13 protein-coding genes are annotated in these 14817 nt (G+C 69.4%); 4 read left to right on the forward strand and 9 right to left on the reverse strand.

The features are described 5' to 3' along the window. Positions 1–219: 219 nt before the first annotated feature. A complete protein-coding gene (locus tag OHB00_RS16230; RefSeq protein ID WP_406435524.1) occupies positions 220–444 on the forward strand; it encodes a zinc ribbon domain-containing protein in 225 nt (74 codons plus the stop codon). Here OHB00_RS16230 and OHB00_RS16235 read toward each other — a convergent pair. From OHB00_RS16235 to OHB00_RS16245, 3 genes are read right to left on the reverse strand one after another with little or no spacing between them, the layout of a single operon-like run. Next, complete coding sequence (locus OHB00_RS16235; RefSeq protein ID WP_406435526.1) at positions 441–1253, reverse strand: HAD family hydrolase; 813 nt, start codon at positions 1251–1253, stop codon at positions 441–443. The genes OHB00_RS16230 and OHB00_RS16235 overlap by 4 nt on opposite strands. Beyond that, complete coding sequence (locus tag OHB00_RS16240) at positions 1253–3823, reverse strand: phosphoribosyltransferase (RefSeq protein WP_406435528.1); 2571 nt, start codon at positions 3821–3823, stop codon at positions 1253–1255. Before OHB00_RS16240 ends, OHB00_RS16235 begins: the two co-directional genes overlap by 1 nt. 29 nt (positions 3824–3852) lie before the next feature. Continuing rightward, positions 3853–5025, reverse strand: a complete 1173-nt coding sequence (locus OHB00_RS16245; RefSeq protein ID WP_406435530.1) for an HpcH/HpaI aldolase/citrate lyase family protein — start codon at positions 5023–5025, stop codon at positions 3853–3855. Positions 5026–5201: 176 nt separating this feature from the next. On the opposite strand from OHB00_RS16245, the gene OHB00_RS16250 reads away from it, so the two are divergent. Further along, positions 5202–5996 (forward strand): TerD family protein, encoded by a 795-nt coding sequence (locus tag OHB00_RS16250; protein WP_406435532.1) that lies wholly within the window; start codon positions 5202–5204, stop codon positions 5994–5996. 119 nt (positions 5997–6115) lie between these two features. On the opposite strand, the gene OHB00_RS16255 is transcribed toward OHB00_RS16250, so the two are convergent. The 6 genes from OHB00_RS16255 to OHB00_RS16280 all read right to left on the reverse strand — a co-directional run bounded on the left by OHB00_RS16255 (position 6116) and on the right by OHB00_RS16280 (position 10693). Then, positions 6116–6850, reverse strand: coding sequence for a Tellurium resistance (locus OHB00_RS16255; protein ID WP_406435534.1), 735 nt, complete (start codon positions 6848–6850; stop codon positions 6116–6118). A gap of 120 nt (positions 6851–6970) precedes the next feature. After that, the gene (locus tag OHB00_RS16260; protein ID WP_406435535.1) at positions 6971–8116 is read right to left on the reverse strand and encodes a DUF475 domain-containing protein; all 1146 of its coding nucleotides are present in this window, start codon (positions 8114–8116) and stop codon (positions 6971–6973) included. 129 nt (positions 8117–8245) lie between these two features. Then, positions 8246–8821 carry a TerD family protein gene (locus tag OHB00_RS16265; protein WP_361296147.1) on the reverse strand — a complete coding sequence of 192 codons (576 nt, stop codon included), beginning with the start codon at positions 8819–8821 and terminating at the stop codon, positions 8246–8248. Positions 8822–8938: 117 nt separating this feature from the next. Beyond that, positions 8939–9514: a TerD family protein gene (locus OHB00_RS16270; RefSeq protein ID WP_093503512.1), complete on the reverse strand. Its 576-nt coding sequence runs from the start codon at positions 9512–9514 to the stop codon at positions 8939–8941. A 163-nt stretch (positions 9515–9677) separates the two neighbouring features. Continuing rightward, positions 9678–10136, reverse strand: a complete 459-nt coding sequence (locus OHB00_RS16275; RefSeq protein WP_406445810.1) for a peroxiredoxin — start codon at positions 10134–10136, stop codon at positions 9678–9680. 119 nt (positions 10137–10255) lie between these two features. Beyond that, on the reverse strand, positions 10256–10693 hold the full coding sequence (locus tag OHB00_RS16280; protein ID WP_207921612.1) for a DUF3052 domain-containing protein: 438 nt from the start codon (positions 10691–10693) through the stop codon (positions 10256–10258). A 424-nt stretch (positions 10694–11117) separates the two neighbouring features. On the opposite strand from OHB00_RS16280, the gene aceE reads away from it, so the two are divergent. Then, complete coding sequence (aceE, locus tag OHB00_RS16285; RefSeq protein WP_406435538.1) at positions 11118–13865, forward strand: pyruvate dehydrogenase (acetyl-transferring), homodimeric type; 2748 nt, start codon at positions 11118–11120, stop codon at positions 13863–13865. A 77-nt stretch (positions 13866–13942) separates the two neighbouring features. Continuing rightward, positions 13943–14791, forward strand: a complete 849-nt coding sequence (locus tag OHB00_RS16290) for a potassium channel family protein (protein WP_406435540.1) — start codon at positions 13943–13945, stop codon at positions 14789–14791. Positions 14792–14817 lie beyond the last annotated feature (26 nt).

Genomic DNA, 14817 nt, shown 5'->3' on the forward strand with positions numbered 1-14817 from the left:
TTGCGCGCGCGGTTAGACACGACGGGTGGCAGGGCCACGGCGGGCGCGGCGCTACGAGCCCCCTCTTCCCCCGGTCTTTCGGCTCCTCGCGGCCAGCTCAAATTATCAGCGATCTTTTCAATATCTCCGCACAAGTATCGGACAGAAAGGAAGACTCATGAAATTCTGAGGTGCAGTGATGCCCATCACTCCCGTATCACTGCCGCTAGCCTGTCCCTCATGCCCCGCTACGAGTACCGCTGCCGCACCTGCGGCGACACCTTCGAACTGTCCCGCCCCATGGCCGAGTCATCGGCTCCGGCAGCATGCCCGGAGGGGCATCAAGATACGGTAAAGCTCTTGTCGACGGTGGCGGTGGGAGGTACGGCGTCCGCGTCCGCCGCCGGCTCCGCCACCCCCGCCGGCTCCGGTGGGGGCTGCTGCGGCGGCGGTTGCTGCGGCTAAGCCCCCGTACGGACCGTCCTCAGGAATTCCCGGAGAATTCGCTCACCGGCGAGCACCCCTCGCTCCGGCAACGCGCCGATGGCCGGCCCGGTCCACCCGGCCTCGGCCAACTCCCCGTGCCCCGGCCGCCAGCCACGGTCCGCGGCCAGCAACAGGTCGGCGTCGAGCAGCGAGTCACCGGCGGCCAGCGTCAGTTCGGCCCCGGTCCTGCGCGCCACCTCCCGCATGGCCGCGCTCTTGGTCAGCGGCTTCGGCACCGCGTAGATCTTCCGTCCCTGCAACGACACCGTCCAGCCGCGGTTGTCCGCCCACACGGCGAGGCTCTTCACCCACTCCTCGGGCAGCAGCTCCCGCTCCACGACCAGGTAGGCGAACAGGTCCTCGGCGACCCGGTGCTTGCGCAGCCACAGCGGGTCGGCCTGCTCCGCCAGATACGCCCGCACCTCCGCCAGCGGGGCGCACTCGTCGGCGAGCCGCGCCAGCACCCGCCGGTGCCAGTCCCCGTCGGACACCCCGTCGACCAGCAGATGCCCGCCGTTGGCACAGATGGCGTACCTCGGCGCGGGCCCCGGCAGGTTGATCCGCTCGTACTGCTTACGGGTCCGCGTGGTCGTCGGCACGAAGACGGCCGCGTCCCCCAGCTCGGTCAGCAGCTGCGCGGCCGTCTCCGTCATGTACGACAGCGGCCTGGCCTCGTGCACCTCGACGGAGAGCAGCCGGGGCGCCCGCGCGTCCGGCATGGTCAGCGCCAGGGCCGCCGAGGAGTAGATGAGCGTGCGGTCGAGGTCGCTCGCCACCAGCACCGCCATCAGACGTTCACCGCCCTGCCGTCGGCGCCGGTCGCCCCGCGCGTGTACCTGGGGTGGATCAGCCCGACACAGGTGTACGGCAGTTCGCCGACCTCCTCCACCGGTACCCCTCTCTGCTCCGCAAGGAGCCGCACATGGTCCAGGTCGGCGCCCGCCCCGGCCCGCGCCAGGATCTTCCAGGGCACCCGGCGCAGCAGCACCCGGGTGGTCTCGCCGACGCCCGGCTTGACGAGGTTCACGTCGTGGATGCCGTACTCCTCGCTGATCCGCTCCACGGCAGCCCAGCCCTCCCAGGTCGGCGTCCGGTCGGCTACGGCCAGCTCCTTCACGGCCGCGTCCACCGCGTCCACGACCTCCGCGAACCGCGCCGCGACCGCGTCGAGGAAGGCCACCGACACATCGGCCCCGGCCAGCTCGCGGTAGAACTTCGCGCCGTGGAAATCGTCCGGCCCCACCAGGTCGGCCCGCAGCACGGTCCGCGAGACGAGCCCGGAGACGGTCGAGTTCAGGCATGCGGAGGGGATCAGGAAGTCCTCCCGGGTGCCGTACGTGCGCACGCACGACCCGGGGTCGGCCAGCACCGCGATCTCCGGGTCGAACCCGAAGACGCCCGCCCGCTCCTCGAACTCCTCGACGGCGTCGGCCAGTTCCCGGGTGATCGCGCCCTTCCCCGTCCACCCGTCCACGAACACCACGTCCCGCGGGTCGTGGTGGGCGGCCAGCCAGCGCAGCGCGTTCGCGTCGATGCCACGGCCGCGCACGATCGAGACGGCGTAGTGCGGCAGGTCGAGGCCGTACCGGTACCGCGCCCAGCGGCGCATCAGCACGCCCACCGGGGTGCCGGCCCGCGCCAGCGACACCAGCACCGGCCGCGGCGACCGTTCGGCCAGCACGGTCTCGGTGACCACCCCGACCGCCTCCGCGAGCCGCGCCGCGGAGGTCTCCAGGGCCGCGTGGAAGAGGGCCTGGTAATGCTCGCTGGGCTGGTACTCCACCGGCAGCGACTCGGCGTAGTGCGCGCCGCCGCTCTGGATCGCCTCCTCGCGCTCCTCGGTCGGCGCCTCCAGCGTGACGTCCGAGAGGTCCTGGAGCAGCCAGCCGACGTCCTCCGCCGGGTACGAGGAGAAGGCGGGGCCGCGGAGGGGCTCGGGCAGCATGGCGGGGCTCTCTTCGGTCAGCGCGGGGACGTACGACGGTACAACCGCCAGCAGGACGTGCGGGACATGCGCGCCGAGCCGGGCCAGCAGGCCGTCCGGGGCGCGCAGTTCGGGGGTGTCACCGGTGGAGTCGACGAACAGGACGACGGCGTCGAAGCCGGCGCCGGCCACGTTGTACGCGTAGCGCTCGCCGGGGCCGTCGGCGGGGTTGTCGTGGGCCGGGAAGACGAGGCGGCTGCGGATGGCGTAGCCGGGGTCGTCGACGGCCAGGACGGGTGAGCGGGTGGTGGTGGAGTACCGCACCTCGGCGGCGACCAGGGCCTCCAGTTCGCGGGCGACGCGGAGGGGGGTGTACATCAGCTCCTCGAAGCCGAGCGTCAGCACGCGGCGGGCGTCTTCCGGAAGGGCTTCGGCGAGCCTCGCGGCGATGAGGGGGAGGGCCGACTCCAGGCGTATCCGGTGGGCCGGGGTGAAGCCGTGCCGCCCGCCGTCGGGGAGGCCGGGGGGCCAGTGCAGGTCGACGCGGGTGATGTGGGGGGTGGCGCGGTTGTCGGTTGTCTGCGGGTGGGTGGCGGTTGATCGCGCAGTTCCCCGCGCCCCTTGAGGGGGTTGCCCTGAACCCCCCAGGGGCGCGGGGAACTGCGCGGCCAGCCCCGACGGCGCCGCACTCGACCCGTCACCCGTCGGGGCACCCCCTTCGTACCGCGCCACCAGCTCCTGGCCCTTTTCCAGCACTCCCTCCGGTAGGAACACCGTCCCCGACGCCGCCGCCACCAGGTCCACCCGCGCGCCGATCTCCTCGGCGAACGCCGCCAGGCGACCCGCGTCCGCCGCCGAGCGCATATCCACCAGAGCCACCACGACGTAACGTTTCCGCGGATAACGGGCGTGCAGGTCCCGGATCGTGTTCAGGACGGTGTTGCCGGTGGAGAACTCGTCGTCGACCAGGACCAGCGGGCCGTCGGCGGCGAGCAGCGCGCGGTCCTCCGGCAGCAGCAGATGCGACGTGGCGTGGGAGTGGGACTCCTCGAAGCCGCCCGCAGGGGCCACCCCCGCCACCGGGCGGCGCGTGGAGTGGAGGTAGGGGGCGAGGCCGATGCCGTCGGCCACCGAGTGGCCGAGGCCCGTGGCCGTCTCGGCGTAGCCCAGGACGACCGCCTGCCCGGCCTCCCCCTCGCCGAGCAGGTCCCGTACCCGCCGGCCGAGGGCGAAGCCGTGCCCGTAGACCACGGAGGGCGACTGCGGTACGTGCTTGCCGAGCACGTTGGAGACCAGCAGGTGGGCCCGCTTCGGGTTGCGGCGCAGGGCGAGGCCGAGGAGGGCCGGCAGGCCGTCGTCTCCCACGAGTTCGACGCCGAGCCGCTCGGCGACCCAGCTGCCGGACCAGACCCCGTTGTTCGCTGCGATGTTCATGGGTTCCCTGTGTCGTCCCCTGGTGCCCGTCAAGCCGGTATCCCGGCGGCGAGCAGCTCCACGAAGCCGACGTCCTCGTTGGCCACGCCGAACACCTCGGCGCGGAGCATGGTCCGCTCGGCCCAGGCGCGGTGCGGCTTCACCTCGTTCATCTTGTTCGTGTAGGCCGAGCGAAGTACACCCCCGCCGCCTCGTTCCGGCCGCAGGATGTCCTGGGCGTCGGAGAACTCCTCGTGACTGACGACGGACAGCGCGTGCACGGGGATGACGTGGGACGGGTGGATGCAGGTCTTGCCGAGCAGTCCGTTGGCCTGGTCGAGGGAGATCTCTCTCAGCAGGCCGTCCATGGCGTGCTCGATGAGCCGGTCGCGCAGTTCCACGGCCTGCTCCGCCAGGAAGGGGCTGGAGCGCAGCATCGGCTTGAACATGCGCTCGGGAACCCGGAAGTACTCCCACACCGGGCCGGTCACCGTGAACCCGGTGCCGTCGGCCCGGCCCAGCATGTTCACCACGTCGGCGATGACGGAGGCGATGATCTGCACGTCGTAGGCGGTCATGTCGGGGGCCCGCCGCAGCCCGTAGGACGAGCAGAAGTCGGTCACGCCCAGGCGCAGCGCCAGCACCTTGTCGCGGTACTTGTCGACGGCGCGGGCGATGCCCTCCAGGGCGTCCACCCGCGTCTCCCGGTACATCAGCTCGGGGGTCTCAAGCACCGGCATCCCGAACAGCCGGCGCCCGCTGTACAGCGCGGCGCCGTCCAGGGCCTGCAGGAAGGGGATGCCGCGCTCCTCGGTGAACTTCGGGAACACGAATCCGGACAGCAGCGACACGCTCGCGCCGAGCCGTCGTACCAGGTCGGAGATCTGCTCGGGCTCCCGCACCCGGATGAAGAGCAGCGGCAGCTCCACGCCCGCCCGCTCCCGCTCGGCCAGCTCGGCGAACTGCCGGACGAGGTTCTCCTCGCCGGCCACCACGTCCTCGTCGCCGATGGAGTCCTCCAGGCACAGCACCATCGAGACCACGCCGAGGCCCGCCTGCTTGACGATGTCGTCGGCGAGCCGCGGCCGGGTGGCCGGGCTGTACAGCGTGGCGCCCAGGGCCGCGGAGAGCAGCCGGGCCGGGGAGTCGGCGGTGAACTCGCACGGCTCCTGATGGAACAGGCGCTGCCGCACCTCAGGTGCGATGTGCCCGAAATGACGCATAGAACTCCCCCGTGGCGTGGGCCGATCCTGTGAAATTGGTAAAGGGTGGCCGGTAATAGTACGTACAAAGCCATGTCGGGGTTCCCCGCCGGGCATGAATTTCAGGTAACCCGCCTGTGTCGGTCGCGGTGCCCCCCGCGTTGTCGTGACCAGGACCGAGAGGGCAGGATGACCGCATGACGCACGCGATGCTGAAGGGATCGAACGTCCCGCTGGAAGCCACCACGGTCCGGGCCGTGCTGCGCTGGACGCCCGGGCAGGGAGTCCCCGACGTCGACGCCTCGGCGCTGCTCCTCGGCCCCGACGGACGTGTGCGCTCCGACGAGGACTTCGTCTTCTACAACCAGCCCCGGCACCCTTCCGGGAAGGTGTGGCGGCTCGGCAAGAAGCGGGTGGCCGAGGGCCTCACCGACACGATCCAGACAGAGCTCCCCGGTGTCGAGCCCAACGTCGGCCGAATCCTCCTGGTGGCATCGGCGGACGGGGTCCCGTTCGAACACGTACCCGCCCTACGCATCCTGCTGTACGACGCCGCGGCGCCCGACGACGAGGCGCTCGCCCACTTCGACATCAAGCCGGAGACCGGCGCCGAGACGGCCCTGATCTGCGGCGAGCTGTACCGCAGGGGCGAGGGCTGGAAGTTCCGCGCGCTCGGCGAGGGCTACAGCAACGGCCTGAAGGGCCTGGCCACGGACTTCGGCATCTCGGTGGACGAGACGGAACCGTTGGAGGAACCGTCGCCCTCCATGCCCCTCCCGCCCGAGCAGCCGACATCGGTACCCACCCAGCCGGCCCCGGCATACGGCTACCCCCAGCCGTCGACCTACGGTTATCCCCAGCCCGCCTACACCCAGCAACAGCCGCCGCAGTCAGGCTACGGCTATCCCCCTCCGGCGCCGATCCCGGTGGCGACCCTTCCCAACCCCGATTTCCGGCTGCCTCCGCAGGGCCCGCAATTCATCGGGCGCTGAGGGCGACCCACCCAGGGGCGGGAGGCCGTATCGATGTGCGGCTCCGCCGTGTGGGCGCGAGCAACCACGACGGCGCCGCACCCGCAAACGCAACCACGCACCCCACCCCGGTGGGCGAACTACCGCTCCACCGTCTTGTAACCCCGCCCCCACTGCAGCCCCCACCCGTACAACCGGTCCAGCTCCCCCTGGAACCCGTACACGAACTTCACCTCGCGCCGCACGACCAGCTCCCCCTTCACGTTCTCGATCATCACCACCGCACACGACCGGGCCTGCGGATGCCGTTCGTCGAGGCCTATCTCGATGCGCGGGCCGTTGCTCGGGTACAGCGTGACGATCGCGTGGGTGCGGTCGAACGCCGGCGTCTGGTCGTAGATGTACACGAACACCAGCAGCCGCTTGATGTCGTCCCGGTGATCGAGGTTGACGTACATCGTCTCGCCGGACGCCGACCCGAACCGGTCGTCGCCGCTGAGCTTGACGTACGGCGGTGCGTTCACGTCCCCGAGCAGGCCGCCGAGCGGCTGGACGACGCCCTTCGTCCCGTCGGCCAGCTCGTACAGCGCCCCGAGGTCGAGGTCGACGTTGACCATGCTCTGCCCGTGCCCGATCACCTCCGGCGGCCTGAGCGCCTTGAAGGGGTGCCGCAGCAGACTCGTGCGCTGTTCGCCGTCGAAGTCGGACGTCCGCATCCGCCAGCTGAGGTTGATCCGCAGGTTGCCGGTGGCCGCGCCCTGCTTGGTGAGGGACACCTGCTGGTGCCGCTTGGTGAGCTCGATGGAGTTGGACGCGGCGCTGCCCGAGTCGAACTCGGCCGCCCTTCCGCCCAGCAGCCCGTCGAAGAAACCCATTCCCGCCCCCAGTAGCTCCTGCACGACGCCTGGGGGCGGCCGACCGGTCGGCCGCCCCCATCAGAGCGTTCCTCGCCGTGGAGGGCGTCACACCCTCCGTTTTCGGTCCGGCGAGCCGGTTCAGACCCCGGACGAGACCTCAGCCTTCTCGTCCGACCCCGCTTTTCCCTCGGCCGCCGCCAGCCGCTGGTTGCGCCGCACGGAGGACCAGAACGACCAGCCGATCAGGACGACGCCGACGAGACCGGTGATGACCTCGTTGATCTCGTACTGGATGGTGACCATCAGGATCACGGCCAGCGCGCCGATCGCATAGTGGGCGCCGTGCTCCAGGTAGACGTAGTCGTCCAGGGTGCCCTGGCGGACCAGGTACACGGTGAGCGAACGGACGTACATGGCGCCGATGCCGAGGCCGAGGGCCATCAGCACGATGTCGTTGGTGATGGCGAAGGCGCCGATCACTCCGTCGAAGGAGAAGGACGCGTCCAGGACCTCCAGGTAGAGGAACATGAAGAACGCGGCCTGGCCGGCCAGCAGGACCGCCGACTTCTTCTTGCCGGTGCGCTCGGCCTCTTCCTCCTCCTCGTGCTCGCGCTCCTCCGCGGCCTCCAGCCGGTCCTCGAAGAACCCGGAGAGACCGCCGACGATCATGTATGTGATCAGGCCGGCGATACCGGCGATCAGGACTGTCTGCGCCTTGTCGGCGTGACCGCCGCCGTGCTGGTGGGCGTGGGCGGCGAAGGTGAAGGAGGTGATCAGCAGGACGATCAGGGCGATGCAGACCGCCAGCATGTCGACCTTGCCGAGCTTGGCGAGGGGGCGTTCGATCCAGCGCAGCCACTGGATGTCCCGGTCCTCGAAGATGAAGTCGAGGAAGATCATCAGGAGGAACATGCCACCGAAGGCGGCGATCGCCGGGTGGGCGTCGGTCACCAGCTGCTGGTAGCGGTCCTTGTTGTTGAGCGCGAGGTCGACGGCCTCGATGGGGCCCATCTTGGCGGTGATCGCGACGATGACGACGGGGAAGACCAGCCGCATGCCGAAGACCGCGATGAGGACGCCGACGGTGAGGAAGATCTTCTGCCAGAAGGCGTTCATCTTCTTCAGGATTCCGGCGTTGACGACCGCGTTGTCGAAGGACAGGGAGATCTCAAGGACGGCGAGGATGGCCACGATACCGAAGGCCTCCCACCCCCCGTAGAAGACGGCGGCGACCAGGCCGAGCGCGGTGATCGCGAACGACCAGCCGAAGGTTTTCAGAAGCACTGGCTACCCAATCGTGTATGTACGGGTCTCGCGCGCGCCGTACTCGGCTTTACTCACTGTTGACCACGAAGTCTAGAGGGCACCGGTGTCCTACGGCTCGGTCGGCCCCCACATCCGGCTGTGAAGGTCCTATGAGACGTTCACGCCGAAGTCGAGGGCGATGCCCCGCAGCCCGGAGGCGTAGCCCTGGCCGACAGCCCGGAACTTCCACTCGTTCTGGTAGCGGTAGAGCTCGCCGAAGATCATGGCGGTCTCGGTGGAGGCGTCCTCGGACAGGTCGTAGCGGGCGAGCTCCTGGCCGTCGGCCTGGTTGACGACCCGGATGAAGGCGTTGGAGACCTGGCCGAAGGTCTGGCCCCGCTCGTCGGCCATGTGGATCGAGACCGGGAACACGATCTTGTCGCAGTTGGCCGGCACCTTGGGCAGATCGACCAGAATCGATTCGTCGTCGCCCTCGCCCTCACCGGTGAGGTTGTCGCCGGTGTGCTCCACGGAGCCTTCCGGGCTCTTGAGCTGGTTGTAGAAGACGAACCACTCGTCGCCGAGGACCCGCCCGCCCTGGCACAGCAGTGCGCTGGCGTCCAGGTCGAAGGGGGCGCCGGTGGTGGAGCGGGCGTCCCAGCCCAGTCCGATCATGACGTTGGTGAGGTTCGGTGCGGCCTTCGAGAGGGAGACATTGCCTCCCTTGGCGAGCGTGACGCCCATGGTGATGGTCCTCCCCTAGCGGTCTTTCTCCGGTTGTCCTGCGCGTCCGGCGCCGACCGTAAACGGTGCGGCGCCGGACAGAGCGGACTTTCGAACGCCCCGGGGCGTTCGCATGACTCAGACGTTGACGCCGAAGTCCTGGGCGATGCCGCGCAGGCCGGAGGCGTAGCCCTGGCCGATGGCGCGGAACTTCCACTCCGCGCCGTTGCGGTACAGCTCGCCGAAGACCATGGCGGTCTCGGTCGAGGCGTCCTCGGACAGGTCGTAGCGGGCGATCTCGGCGCCGCCGGCCTGGTTGACCACGCGGATGAACGCGTTGCGCACCTGGCCGAAGGACTGCTGGCGGTTGTCGGCGTCGTAGATCGACACCGGGAAGACGATCTTGTCGACGTCGGCGGGGACCGTGGCCAGGTTGACCTTGATCACCTCGTCGTCGCCCTCGCCCTCGCCGGTGAGGTTGTCGCCGGTGTGCTCGACCGAGCCGTCGGGGCTCTTGAGGTTGTTGAAGAAGACGAAGTTCTGGTCACTGGCGACCTTGCCCGCCGAGTTCAGCAGGAGTGCGCTGGCGTCCAGGTCGAAGTCGGTGCCGGTGGTGGTCCGGACGTCCCAGCCCAGACCGACGAGGACCGCGGTCAGGCCGGGGGCCTCCTTCGTCAGCGATACGTTGCCGCCCTTGCTGAGGCTGACTCCCACGAGTCCTCCCATGTGTGTCAAGGGGCGGGGAGCCCCCGTCGTGCTTCGGATACCGGATCAACGACTCGATCCTAGTGACGGGTTCCCGCCGCACGCAGGCCCTGGACCCCGAAGAATCACGGGGTGTCGACCTCTTCGCCCCCTAGGGGACCGGCGAGGGGGGTCACAGCGCGTCGAGCGCCGTCACGTAGTCGTTCAGGTCACGGGCGTCCGGCAGTCCGTTGACCACGGTCCACCGCACGACACCCTCCCTGTCGATGACGAAGGTGCCGCGGACGGCGCACCCCTTGGCCTCGTCGAAGACGCCGTAGGCCCGGGAGGTCTCGCCGTGCGGCCAGAAGTCGCTCAGCAGCGGGTACTCCAGCCCCTCCTGCTCGGCGAAGACACGCAGGGTGTGGATGGAGTCGTTGGAGACGGCCAGCAGCTGGGTGTCGCGGTCCTCGAACCTCGGCAGGTTGTCGCGCAGCTCGCACAGCTCGCCCGTGCACACGCCGGTGAAGGCGAACGGGTAGAAGAGCAGCACCACGTTCTTCTCGCCACGGAAGTCGGACAGCTTCACGGTCCGGCCGTGGTTGTCCTTGAGCTCGAAGTCGGGTGCCTTGTCGCCGACCTGGATCGCCATCGTCGTGCATCCCATCGTCAGGGGCTGTTCGGGTGAGAACACCCTATGCGGCGGCCCCCGCGCGGCGATCACGGCAGGCCGGTGGACGGACCGGCGTGCGGTCCGTCCACCGGCGGGGCTCAGCGCTTCTTGGCGGCGGCCTTCGGCGTGTTCAGCCGGCTTCCGTTCCAGTCCTTGCCGACGCTGACGCTCTTGGTCTGCGAGAGGCCGGCGGTCGTCACGGCCTCGCCGATGTCGCTCGGCTCGACGTAGCCGTCGCGGCCGGTCTTCGGGGTCAGCAGCAGGATCGAGCCGCCCTCTTCGAGGAAGCCGAGGGCATCGACCAGCGCGTCCGTCAGGTCGCCGTCATCTTCACGGAACCAGAGCACCACGGCGTCGGCCACGTCGTCGTAGTCCTCGTCCATCAGCTCGTTGCCGATGGTCTCTTCAATGGACTCGCGGAGCTCCTGGTCGACGTCGTCGTCGTAGCCGATCTCCTGGACCACCTGGTCTGGCTGGAACCCCAGCCTGACGGCAGGGGTGGTCCGCTCCTCCGCGTGGTCCGCGGTCGCGCTCACGGGTTGCCTCCTGATCATGTCTTGTTGATGAACTCAGCCACGCGCGTGCGCGAAGCATTGGCCGTAGTCCACACGGGCGGGGCGGATCGCGCAAGTACCCGGCCGTTCAGACCGCCGAAACGGTGACGATCCCGGCCGTGTCGCCGCAACTCCCGGCACCGTATCGCGAACGACTGTGACACACACCACTCCCTTTTGCCCGCAATACACCTTTCGGAATCATCCTCACATACGACGGTCGAACGAGTTTGCAAAGCGCGTCACACCCCGGGCGTATCGTTGCGTTTTGGCCGGTCCCGAGTTACCTCGCGGTAGAGATGACGTGTGCTGCCCCGGGGTGGACGATGGACAGCGGTGCAGGCAAGGCGCAGGGAAAACAGGGAAAAACAGGGAATCAGTGGCCCTCTGACAGGTAAGGAACAGCGTGGCTTCCGGATCCGATCGCAACCCGATCATCATTGGCGGCCTTCCGAGTCAGGTTCCTGACTTCGATCCCGAGGAAACCCAGGAGTGGCTCGACTCGCTCGACGCCGCCGTGGACGAGCGCGGCCGCGAGCGGGCCCGCTATCTGATGCTCCGCCTGATCGAGCGCGCCCGCGAGCGGCGCGTGGCGGTGCCCGAGATGCGCAGCACGGACTACGTCAACACGATCCCGACCCGGGCCGAGCCGTTCTTCCCGGGCAACGAGGAGATCGAACGCAAGGTCCTCAACGCGACCCGCTGGAACGCCGCGGTGATGGTCTCCCGCGCCCAGCGCCCGGGCATCGGTGTCGGCGGCCACATCGCCACCTTCGCGTCCTCGGCATCCCTCTACGACGTCGGCTTCAACCACTTCTTCCGTGGCAAGGACGACGGTCTCGGCGGCGACCAGGTCTTCTTCCAGGGCCACGCCTCCCCCGGCATCTACGCCCGCGCGTTCCTGCTCGACCGGCTCAGCGAAGCCCAGCTGGACGGCTTCCGCCAGGAGAAGTCGAAGTACCCGGACGGCCTCTCCAGCTACCCGCACCCGCGCTCCATGCCGGACTTCTGGGAGTTCCCGACGGTGTCGATGGGCCTCGGCCCGATCGGCGCGATCTACCAGGCGCGGATGAACCGCTACATGCACGCGCGCGGGATCGCCGACACGTCGAAGTCGCACGTCTGGGCGTTCCTCGGCGACGGCGAGATGGACGAGCCGGAGTCGCTCGGCCAGCTGTCCATCGCCGCCCGCGAGGGCCTGGACAACCTGACCTTCGTCGTCAACTGCAACCTGCAGCGCCTCGACGGCCCGGTGCGCGGCAACGGCAAGATCATCCAGGAGCTGGAGTCGGTCTTCCGCGGCGCCGGCTGGAACGTGATCAAGCTGGTCTGGGACCGCACCTGGGACCCGCTGCTCGCCCAGGACCGCGACGGCGTGCTCGTCAACAAGATGAACACGACCCCGGACGGGCAGTTCCAGACCTACGCCACCGAGTCGGGCGCGTACATCCGAGACCACTTCTTCGGCGACGACCAGCGGCTGCGCGCGATGGTCGAGAACATGACCGACGACCAGATCCTGCACCTGGGCCGCGGCGGCCACGACCACCGCAAGATCTACGCGGCGTTCAAGGCGGCCACGGAGCACCGGGGCCAGCCGACGGTCATCCTGGCCAAGACGATCAAGGGCTGGACGCTGGGCCCGAACTTCGAGGGCCGCAACGCCACGCACCAGATGAAGAAGCTGACGGTCGCCGACCTCAAGGGCTTCCGGGACCGCCTGCACCTGCCGATCTCCGACAAGGAGCTGGAGTCCGGCCTGCCGCCGTACTACCACCCGGGCCGGAACTCGGAGGAGATCCAGTACATGCACGACCGGCGCAAGGGCCTCGGCGGCTACGTGCCGACCCGCGTCGTACGCTCCCAGCCGCTCGCCCTTCCGGACGACAAGACGTACGCGACCGTGAAGAAGGGCACCGGCCAGCAGTCCATCGCGACCACCATGGCCTTTGTCCGGCTCCTCAAGGACCTCATGCGGGACAAGGAGCTCGGCCGCCGCTTCGTGCTGATCGCGCCGGACGAGTACCGCACCTTCGGCATGGACTCCTTCTTCCCGAGCGCGAAGATCTACAACCCGCTCGGCCAGCAGTACGAGGCGGTCGACCGCGACCTGCTGCTCGCCTACAAGGAGTCCCCGACCGGCCAGATGCTGCACGACGGCATCTCGGAGGCCGGCTGCACGGCCTCCCTCATCGCCGCGGGCTCCGCCTACGCGACCCACGGCCAGCCGCTCATCCCGGTCTACGTCTTCTACTCGATGTTCGGTTTCCAGCGCACCGGTGACCAGTTCTGGCAGATGGCCGACCAGCTGGCGCGCGGCTTCGTCCTGGGCGCGACCGCCGGCCGTACGACCCTGACCGGTGAGGGCCTCCAGCACGCCGACGGCCACTCCCAGCTGCTCGCCTCGACGAACCCGGCGTGCGTGGCCTACGACCCGGCGTACTCGTACGAGATCGCCCACATCGTCCAGGACGGCCTGCGCCGCATGTACGGCGGTGACGCCGAGCACCCGCACGGCGAGGACGTCTTCTACTACCTGACCGTCTACAACGAGCCGATCCAGCACCCGGCCGAGCCGGCCGACGTGGACGTCGAGGGCATCCTCAGGGGCGTCCACCGGATCAGCGCGGGCACGGCGGGCACGGTCCCGGCGCAGGTCATGGCGTCGGGCGTGGCGGTCCCGTGGGCCATGGAGGCCCAGAAGATCCTCGCCGAGGACTGGAACGTGAAGGCCGACGTCTGGTCCGCCACCTCCTGGAACGAACTGCGGCGCGAGGCCGTGGCCTGTGAGGAGCACAACCTGCTGCACCCGGAGGAGGAGCAGCGGGTGCCGTGGGTGACGCGGAAGCTGAGCGACGCCGAGGGTCCGTTCGTGGCCGTGTCCGACTGGATGCGATCAGTTCCGGACCAGATCGCGCGCTGGGTGCCGGGCACGTACCAGTCGCTGGGCGCCGACGGTTTCGGCTTCGCCGACACGCGGGGCGCGGCGCGCCGCTTCTTCCACATCGACGCGCAGACGATCGTGGTCGCGGTGCTGACCGAACTGGCCCGCGAGGGCAAGCTCGACCGCTCGGTGCTCAAGCAGGCCATCGACCGTTACCAGCTGCTGGACGTCACGGCGGCGCACCCGGGCGCGGCGGGCGGCGACGCGTAGCCCGTACCGGGCAGCGGGCCACAGGGGCGGCGGGACTCCGTTCTCCGCCGCCCTTGCGATTTCTTTACGATGCGCACATGAAGGAACAGTCCGCACAGGCCCGTTGGGAGCAGGTCAGTCAACGGCCTTTGCTGGCACTGGCGGTGGCATTCGCCGTCGCCTACGCGCTGCCGATCGTGGACCGTTCGGCCGGGCACGTCCTCACCGCCGCGTGCACGATGGCGGAGTGGGTGGTGTGGGGTTCCTTCGCCCTCGACTACCTGGTACGGCTGGCGCTGGCGCCCCGGCGCCGGGAGTTCGTGCGCACGCACTGGATAGACCTGGGCGCGGTGGTGCTGCCGCTCCTCCAGCCGCTGCGGCTGCTGCGGCTCGTCGCGACGCTGATGCTGGTGGGGCGGCGGGCGCGGATGGCCGAGCAGATCCGGCTGACGACGTATGTCGTGGGCGCGGTGATCGGGCTGCTGATGTTCGGGTCGCTGGCCGTGCTGTCCGTCGAACGCGACTCGCCGGACGGGAACATCCGGACCCTGGGTGACGCGCTGTGGTGGTCGTTCACGACGATGACGACGGTCGGGTACGGGGACCACGCGCCGACGACGGGGCTGGGCCGGATGATCGCCGTGGGCCTGATGCTCTCCGGGATCGCCCTGCTGGGTGTGGTGACGGCGAACATCGCCACGTGGTTCATCGCACGGTTCGAGAAGGACGACGTGGAGGAACGCCGGCAGACGGAGGCGATCGCTCTGCTGACGGAGGAGGTACGGGCGCTGCGGGCAGAGGTGGCTGCCCTGCGGGACGGGGTGGAGGCTGAGGCGACGGCGTTGCGCTCACCGGCGCTCGCCGGGTGCCGCTGCGCCCACCCGTGCCGCCTGGGGGTCCCACCAGGCCTTTCGGGCACTGGCGGAGGCACGACTGCCCGCAGCTGAGGCGCCCCTTCAGGGGCGCGGGGCTG

The sequence above is a fragment of the Streptomyces sp. NBC_00631 genome (assembly GCF_045206895.1).
Lineage (GTDB): Bacteria > Actinomycetota > Actinomycetes > Streptomycetales > Streptomycetaceae > Streptomyces.

Bases quoted from the DNA above. Each gene is read 5' to 3' on its own strand.
- OHB00_RS16230 (WP_406435524.1), top strand. From the start codon at position 220: ATGCCCCGCTACGAGTACCGCTGCCGCACCTGCGGCGACACCTTCGAA.
- OHB00_RS16235 (WP_406435526.1), bottom strand. From the start codon at position 1,253: ATGGCGGTGCTGGTGGCGAGCGACCTCGACCGCACGCTCATCTACTCC.
- OHB00_RS16240 (WP_406435528.1), bottom strand. From the start codon at position 3,823: ATGAACATCGCAGCGAACAACGGGGTCTGGTCCGGCAGCTGGGTCGCC.
- OHB00_RS16245 (WP_406435530.1), bottom strand. From the start codon at position 5,025: ATGCGTCATTTCGGGCACATCGCACCTGAGGTGCGGCAGCGCCTGTTC.
- OHB00_RS16250 (WP_406435532.1), top strand. From the start codon at position 5,202: ATGACGCACGCGATGCTGAAGGGATCGAACGTCCCGCTGGAAGCCACC.
- OHB00_RS16255 (WP_406435534.1), bottom strand. From the start codon at position 6,850: ATGGGTTTCTTCGACGGGCTGCTGGGCGGAAGGGCGGCCGAGTTCGAC.
- OHB00_RS16265 (WP_361296147.1), bottom strand. From the start codon at position 8,821: ATGGGCGTCACGCTCGCCAAGGGAGGCAATGTCTCCCTCTCGAAGGCC.
- OHB00_RS16275 (WP_406445810.1), bottom strand. From the start codon at position 10,136: ATGGCGATCCAGGTCGGCGACAAGGCACCCGACTTCGAGCTCAAGGAC.
- OHB00_RS16290 (WP_406435540.1), top strand. From the start codon at position 13,943: ATGAAGGAACAGTCCGCACAGGCCCGTTGGGAGCAGGTCAGTCAACGG.